We start from the raw sequence: 6918 nt of genomic DNA, 5'->3' as shown, positions 1-6918 counted from the left end.
GGGGGGGGGCCCCCCCCCCCCCGCGCGCCCCCCCCCCCCCCCCCCCCGGGGGGGGCCCCGCCCCCGCCCCCGCCGCCGACGCGGCGTACGGGTCGCGCGGGCGCACGTACACTCGGCCCATGAACCGCACACGCGTTACGGGGAAGTGCCTGCCGCTGCAGGCCGCTCCTGTCGCGCGCGCGGCCTCCGCGGGCCGGAGCGGCGTCAGCCCCCGCACCGCAGCCGGCGGCCAGGCCCCCACGGTCGGCCGAGGCGCCCTGCACGGCCACGGCTAGCGCTTCCCGCCGCGCCCGGGCCCGGCCCCTCCCACACCATCTCCCGCGACGGGCCCTGCCCCGGCACCCCGGCCATGACCACCGCGCCCGGAACGGCCCGGCCCGGCCCCGTCGCACGGGGGCGACGCATCGCCCCCCACATCATCACCGCAGTCCCGACGCTCCGTCGGCGCTGCCGCCAGGCGAGGGCCGCACGCCGGGCCGTAGCCGCCTCCGAAGGGACCACCGTGAAACTGAGCGGCTTGCTGACCGGCCACGAGCACCACGTCATCCAGGGCGACGCCGAATCCACGGGGATCACCGCGGGCACCACGTTCGACGTCGACCGGGTGGTGCCGGGCTCGCTCTTCATCGCCGTACCCGGCCACCGCGGCGGCGGTCCCGCCTCCATCGGGGCGGCGCTCGCGCGCGGGGCGGTGGCGGTACTCGTCGACGCGGCGGGAGCCGCCGCCACGCCCCTCCGGGGGGAGCCGCTTCCCGCGGTGTGCGTCGTACGGGTGTCCGACACCCGCAAGGCGGCCGCGGTCGCCTCCTCGCGCTACTTCGGCGAGCCGGGCCGGCAGATGGACATGGTGGCGGTCACCGGGACCAACGGGAAGACCTCCATCTCCTACATGGTCGAGTCGCTGCTGAGGATCTCCGAGGGCGCCTCGGTGGGCGTGATCGGGACGGCGGGCAGCCGGATCGGCGACGAGATGATCCCGATGCCGCCCTCGGTGCTGACCACACCGGAGTCGCCCGACCTGCAGTACCTCCTGGGCCGCATGCGGGACCAGGGCGCCGGCAGCGTGGTGCTGGAGGCCACCTCGATGGCCCTGCAGACGTACCGGGTGGACAGCACGTTCATCGACGTCGGCATCTTCACCAACCTGACCCAGGACCACCTGGACGACCACGGCACCATGGCCCACTACACGGACGCCAAACTGCGGCTGTTCCAGGGACTGTGCCGGCACGCGGTGGTCAACATGGACGATGTCGTGGGCGCCGGGATCCGGGCCATGATGCCGGGAGCGGTGACGACCTACGGCCTCGACACGGAGGCCGACTTCCGGGCCGCGGACCTCGTCGCGGACGCCTCGGGCACGCGGTTCACGCTGCACCACGCCGGCCGGGAGTACCCGGCGGCGATCCCGGTCCCGGGCCGCTTCTCCGTGTCCAACGCACTGGCGGCCGTCGCGGCCTGCCACGTACTGGGGCACGACCTGGACGGACTGGTTGCCGCACTCGCCCAGATGCCGCCCGTACCGGGCCGGTTCGAGCGCTTTGTGACCCCCGCCGGCACCTCGGTGATCGTGGACTACGCCCACTCGCCCGACTCCCTAGACAAGGTCCTCACGGCCATCCGGGGCTTCGCCCGGGGCCGGGTCATCACCGTCTTCGGCTGCGGCGGGGACCGGGACACCACGAAGCGGGCCGAGATGGGCCGGATCGCCGGGACCCACTCCGACCTGTGCGTCCTGACCTCGGACAATCCCCGTACCGAGGACCCCGAGCTGATCCTGGACCAGATCGCCCCCGGCATCGAGGCCACCGGCACGCCGTTCGAGCGCTCCGCCGACCGGCGGCGGGCCATCGGGCTCGCACTGGCCGCCGCGCGGCCCGACGACGTCGTCCTGATCGCCGGAAAGGGCAGCGAGCCGCACCAGATCGTGGGCGAGGAGCTGCTCCCCTTCAGTGACATGGCGACCGTACGCGAACTCGTCCGGAAGTCCTGAGCAGGGCAAAGGCTCTGCCGGGGAAGGCCGGCAGCGCGGGGAGCGCGCAGCCCGACGGATCGTCAGGGAGGGTGCGAAGGTGGTCAGGGTCAGCAGCCGTGCCCGGCGCGACCCCGGTCCGGCAGGCCGCGCACGGTTGGTATGACGGTGCGTCAACGCTGTCAGCGGGTCCACGCCCCTGAACCAGCGTGTCACCAGTCCTGGCGGTCCGCGAGCGGACGGCTGAGCGTCCGCCGGGGACAGCCTCGGCGGGGCGGACGGGCGCCGGGGCAGATGTGCACGACCTGCCGCCGTCGTGCACATTGGAAGAACGAGGTCCCGCCCCCCTGTGCCGGGTTCAAGGCAGTCCTCGAGGGGCGGGGAACAAGTGCCCTCGCCTTGCGCGGCTTCACGGTCGGAACCGGACGAGACAGCGGGAGGAACCATGGCCGCGCTCGGTGACCTGATCCAGATCGACGACGGGACCGTGCTGGTGTGCGGGCAGGAACTGGATGTCGGGCGCGGTCAGCCGGACGTCGCCAACGCCCTCGTGCACCGGGTCGGCGACACCCTGGTACTCGTCGACACCGGCGTCACCGCGGCCTTCCGCGCGGCCCTGCGGGAGGCGACCGAGCGGGTCGGGCACTGGTCCCGGGCATTGGTGCTGACCACGCACGGCCATCTCGACCACGTGGGCAACAACGACCTGGCCGACGAGCTGGGTGTGCCGGTCGAGCACTACGTCCCCGCCCTCGACCTCGACCAGATGCGGGACCCGGCGTCGTACTGGGTACGGTCCTTCGAGCGCATCGCCGGGCTGGCGCCGCTGCCCGCGCCGCCCGTCCTGGCTGGCCAGGTGGTGTCGCTCTTCCAGCCGATGCGGCCCTTCGGCGCGACGACCCGGACCTACGAGGAACGACCGCTGGAAGGAATCCGGATCGGCTCGCTCCGATTCACCGGCTGGACCTTCGCCGACGGAGCGGTCCGCGTACTGCGCAGCCAGGGCCACTGCGCCGGGCACGTGATCGTGCACCTGAGCGACTGCGGAGTCCTGCACCTGTCCGACGAGGGCAACGGGCCCTGCGGTGCGATGGCCGACGCCGACCAGCTCAAGATCCAGACCGTGCTCGGGGCCGTCGCTCTCCTCTTCGAGGAGGGAGAAGCCACGCTCCTCACCGACGGGCACACCTTCGCCGTGCGCCGTGGCGCCGAGGTGGTGCCCTACCTGGAGGGGCTGCTGGAACAGGCCACCGCCCTGCAGGAGGCCGCACTCGGCCTGACGGGGGAGAGCGGGCAGGTGCGGCCGAGCGCGTTCACCACCCGCTACGCGGAAGCCGCTGCCGAACTGGGGGTCGGCGGCGCCAACCCGAACGCGATGTTCGCCGCCATGATGGCGGTCAACCAGCTCCGCGAGCTCGGGCTGCGGCCGGAGTCCGGCGATGTCGACGCGCCCTGGTCCCGGCCCCCGCTCCACAACCCGTGAGCGCGCGAGTTGGACGCGGTGAACTGCTTCCGTCCTGCACCGCCCGGCCCAGGAGGGTCAGCGGATCCATGAATTTCACCGTAGACGAATCCACATGGATCGCGGCTTTCAATCAAGGATGGGCTCGCCATCTCCTGCTTTTCTGAACGCATGACCACTGCACCGAACACAGCCGAGTTCGCAGTATCCGTCCGCCCGTGCGACGTATCGAGCCTCCGGAGCCTTGAGGAATTCCCGAAGGAAGTGTCGTCATGACCGGGCAGCAGAGCACCGGGAACGGCGTCTTCAGGACCGTCGTCCTGATGCTGGCCACGATGACGACCGGACTGTTGGCAGGCTTCTTCGTGAACTGGTCGAACGTGGTCATGCCCGGTCTGGGCAACGTCGACGACCGCACCTTCGTCGTGGCCTTCCAGGCGCTCGATGAGGCGATCACCAATCCGTTGTTCCTCGGTGTGGGGTACATGGGCGCGCTGCTGTTCACGGGTCTGGCCGTGGTTCTCCATCTCCGCGCGGGACAGCGCCCGGTACTGGTGTGGGCCGGGGCGGCGCTGGTGTGCTGCCTGGTGGTGTACGCGATCACGTTCGGTGTCCATGAGCCCCTCAACGAGAAGGTCCGGACGGCCACGGGGCCCGGCAGCAATGCCGATTTCGCGGCGCTCCGCGCCCAGCTCGATGAAACGATGTGGACGGCCTGGAACACCGTGCGGGCCGTCGCGGCAACGATCGGGTTCGGCTGCCTCACCTGGGCCCTCGTGATCCATCGCGGGCTCGGCCAGGCCACGAGCCGGCCCACAGAGCGGCCGGCGACCAGCCCGGGCGAGTCGCGTTGGGACCCCCGCCCCCGGTAATTCCCGCGGCATCGCCCGACAGTGCCTCATCCGCGGCCTCGACGATCAGGAGATGGCCGAGCAGACCGTCGTAGCCCGTTGCTGCTCCCCACCGCCAAACTCGTGGAATCGCCGCGCCGGCGAGCGTGTGAGGCGGGGGTGCCGCGTGCGGCGGTGTTTGCTGTGCGCAGGGAGGGCCCCATCCGCGGGCCCGACGTGCGCCAGGAGGAACTGGAACCATGAAGTTCGCGCAGATCATTGATTTCGAGACCGGGCGCATCGACGAGGTACGCGACCTCCTGGGCGCCTACGAGGAACGGGCCCTCTCGGAGGGCCGGACCGGTACCCCCGTCGCCCGCACCCTGCTCAAGGACCGGGCCAACCCCAACCGCTACCTCGCCGTGGTCGAGTTTGATTCCTACGAGGTGGCCATGGCCAACAGCGACGCGCCCGAGACCAACGAGCTGGCTCAGCAGCTCTCGGCGCTGATGGACAGGCCGACGGTCTACACCGACTGCGACGTCCAGGAGCAGCACAGCATCGGCTGACCCGAGCGTGGTCCTGACGTCCCCGTGATGTCACGGCCCCGGATGGCGAGCGTGCTGCCGGCAGCGACGCGTACCGGCCGAGCCGGTCCCCAGACCCCACCTTCCCGGAGGAGCGGCAGATGACCGATACGACGACTCTCGACCTCGGACCACAAGCCCGGATCGTGGCCCGTCTCGCGGCCGGCGTCCCGGAGGCCCGGCTCGCCGACCGGACGCCCTGCCCCGAGTACGCGGTCAGCGACCTGCTGGGTCACCTCCTGGGCCTCGCCGTTGCCTTCCGCGACGCCGCCCGCAAGGACCTGGGCCCCACGACGGACACGGCCCCCGACCCAGCCGCGATCTCCCTGCCCGCCGGCTGGCGCGAGGAACTGCCCCAGGTCCTCGGTGAACTGGCCGAAGCCTGGAAGGATCCCGCCGCGTGGACCGGCATGACCCGCGCGGGCGGCGTGGACCTGCCCGGCGAGATCGCGGCTGCGGTGACCGTCGACGAACTGGTGGTGCACGGCTGGGACCTGGCCCGGGCCACCGGCCAGGAGTACGCACCCGATCAGGCCGCGCTGCGCGCCTCGCACGCGTTCCTGCTGGCGTCCGTCGAAGACGAGGACCGCGGGGACATCTTCGGACCCGTCGTGCCCGTACCGGACGACGCCCCCCTGCTGGACCGGGCAGTCGGGCTGAGCGGGCGTGATCCGGGCTGGACCCCGCAGACCCCCCGCCGAGGGTCGTCGTAGCCCTTGTCGGCGTCCGGTTTCGACGGGCACCGGCGGCGCGGGCCTCGGCGGGAGCGGATGGGTGGACTGCCACGGACGAGCGTTCCAGGCGCAGGCTGTTGCAGCCCGGATGAAACGCTCTTTCACGGCCCGCGTCCTCAGGTCTCGTCGGTGGCCGGTCGGCCGTCTGCGGTCCCCGTGGAGGCGATGGCGGGGCGGCGGGCGCGGCGGGGGCCGCGGTTGCGGCGGCGGCGGGTCCGCAGGCGGCTGATCCGGAGTCGGGCCGCGGCTTCGGGGTCCAGCGCGGCCAGCTCGGTGAGGGTTGGGTGCGGCTTCTCCCAAATCAGCCCTTCGTTCAGGTGAGCCTCCCGGCGGGCGTCGTCGCGCAGCCTGCCGTACTTCACGAGGCAGACGATCTGCACGACCAGCGCGAACCAGGTCGCGGTGGCCGCCGTTCCTTCCACCGGCCCGTGGGGGTCGGTCCCGATCATGGTGATGGCCGTCCCCACGATCACCGCCAGCCCGGCCCACACCGCCAGCGTGGCCAGACGGCCGGAGCCGCCGGGCATCGTCGGAAGCCGGGACCGCAGACGCTTGCGGCAGGCGGCGTGGAACTCTTCCTGGGCGGTGGCGAACGCGCGGTCGCGCAGGGCGATGTTGCCGAGGGAGGCCGGTGCGGTGCGTCGGCGCAGGGCGGCGAGCAGCGCGTTCGGCAGGGGGTGCCCGGCGTCCGCCTGCGGGTCGGCACCAGCGGCATTGAGGGCGAGGTTGCCGCGGTGGTTCACCGTGACCAGCCCGTCGAGCAACAGCCGGGCGGCGGCGGCCTGGACGTCGTCCCCGGCCCACCAGCGGCCGGTGGCGGCGTGGTAGGGGTCGACCAGCAGCGCGGCACTGCGCTCGCGGACGACCCGCCACCACTTCCGTTCCTGAAGGGTCCGCATGCCGAGCACCCCGGACAGCAGAGCTGTGACGGGCAGTACGACGCAGGCGAGTTCGACGGGGTCCACGCGCCGAGCGTAGGACGCGACACGGCGGTGCGTACATCCGATATCGGCAACCTACGGGCCCGGCGGGCGGGCCCGTACCCCCCACCCCTTCCCGCATGTGAGTGCGCGGTGTGGTGGCAGCGGTCGTGCAGCTGTGCCTCGAGGTCGTCGCCGGCAGACATGGGTTCGCAGCAGAGGTGAGCTCGGCGGCCGTGTACGCAAAGACGCCCGGCCGGGGATTCCCGGCCGGGCGTTTTCGTGTGTGTGTGTTGCCGCTGGTGGTTTAGTACCAGCGGTTGTTCTGCCAGAAGTTCCAGGCGCCGACGGGGCTGCCGTAGCGCTCGTTCATGTAGTCCAGGCCCCACTTGATCTGGGTGGCGGGGTTGGTC

Annotated in this window: 7 protein-coding genes and 1 pseudogene; 6 read left to right on the top strand and 2 right to left on the bottom strand. The window is 72.1% G+C overall.

Features of this window, described 5'->3' with window-relative positions; all coding sequences use genetic code 11:
* The first annotated feature begins 119 nt into the window (after positions 1 to 119).
* The 6 genes from AB0D94_RS37440 (at position 120) to AB0D94_RS37415 (ending at position 5564) form a co-directional block, all read left to right on the top strand.
* Entirely contained in the window at positions 120 to 275 is a 156-nt protein-coding gene (locus AB0D94_RS37440) for a hypothetical protein (RefSeq protein WP_362062335.1), read from the top strand.
* A gap of 227 nt (positions 276 to 502) precedes the next feature.
* Positions 503 to 1993, top strand: coding sequence for a UDP-N-acetylmuramoyl-L-alanyl-D-glutamate--2,6-diaminopimelate ligase (locus AB0D94_RS37435; RefSeq protein ID WP_362062332.1), 1491 nt, complete (start codon positions 503 to 505; stop codon positions 1991 to 1993).
* A 424-nt stretch (positions 1994 to 2417) separates the two neighbouring features.
* Positions 2418 to 3455: an MBL fold metallo-hydrolase gene (locus AB0D94_RS37430; protein WP_362062329.1), complete on the top strand. Its 1038-nt coding sequence runs from the start codon at positions 2418 to 2420 to the stop codon at positions 3453 to 3455.
* Between the two features lie 251 nt (positions 3456 to 3706).
* Complete coding sequence (locus AB0D94_RS37425) at positions 3707 to 4306, top strand: DUF1772 domain-containing protein (protein WP_362062326.1); 600 nt, start codon at positions 3707 to 3709, stop codon at positions 4304 to 4306.
* A gap of 218 nt (positions 4307 to 4524) precedes the next feature.
* On the top strand, positions 4525 to 4833 hold the full coding sequence (locus AB0D94_RS37420; RefSeq protein WP_362062323.1) for a hypothetical protein: 309 nt from the start codon (positions 4525 to 4527) through the stop codon (positions 4831 to 4833).
* Between the two features lie 119 nt (positions 4834 to 4952).
* The gene (locus tag AB0D94_RS37415; protein WP_362062320.1) at positions 4953 to 5564 is read left to right on the top strand and encodes a TIGR03086 family metal-binding protein; all 612 of its coding nucleotides are present in this window, start codon (positions 4953 to 4955) and stop codon (positions 5562 to 5564) included.
* Positions 5565 to 5701: 137 nt separating this feature from the next.
* Here AB0D94_RS37415 and AB0D94_RS37410 read toward each other — a convergent pair whose 3' ends face one another.
* Together AB0D94_RS37410 and AB0D94_RS37405 are read right to left on the bottom strand one after the other, a co-directional pair.
* Positions 5702 to 6550, bottom strand: coding sequence for a hypothetical protein (locus AB0D94_RS37410; protein WP_362062317.1), 849 nt, complete (start codon positions 6548 to 6550; stop codon positions 5702 to 5704).
* Positions 6551 to 6812: 262 nt separating this feature from the next.
* A pseudogene (locus tag AB0D94_RS37405) lies at positions 6813 to 6918 on the bottom strand (lytic transglycosylase domain-containing protein); the annotation flags it as partial.

The organism is Streptomyces sp. NPDC048255 (assembly GCF_040652415.1).
Taxonomy (GTDB): domain Bacteria; phylum Actinomycetota; class Actinomycetes; order Streptomycetales; family Streptomycetaceae; genus Streptomyces.
The sequence above is the reverse complement of the archived record's forward strand: the minus strand, read 5'-3'. Positions and strand labels throughout refer to the sequence as shown.

What these genes read in the sequence shown, in the direction of transcription:
- AB0D94_RS37430 (WP_362062329.1), top strand. Translation starts at nt 2,418, where the DNA reads ATGGCCGCGCTCGGTGACCTGATCCAGATCGACGACGGGACCGTGCTG.
- AB0D94_RS37440 (WP_362062335.1), top strand. Translation starts at nt 120, where the DNA reads ATGAACCGCACACGCGTTACGGGGAAGTGCCTGCCGCTGCAGGCCGCT.
- AB0D94_RS37420 (WP_362062323.1), top strand. Translation starts at nt 4,525, where the DNA reads ATGAAGTTCGCGCAGATCATTGATTTCGAGACCGGGCGCATCGACGAG.
- AB0D94_RS37425 (WP_362062326.1), top strand. Translation starts at nt 3,707, where the DNA reads ATGACCGGGCAGCAGAGCACCGGGAACGGCGTCTTCAGGACCGTCGTC.
- AB0D94_RS37415 (WP_362062320.1), top strand. Translation starts at nt 4,953, where the DNA reads ATGACCGATACGACGACTCTCGACCTCGGACCACAAGCCCGGATCGTG.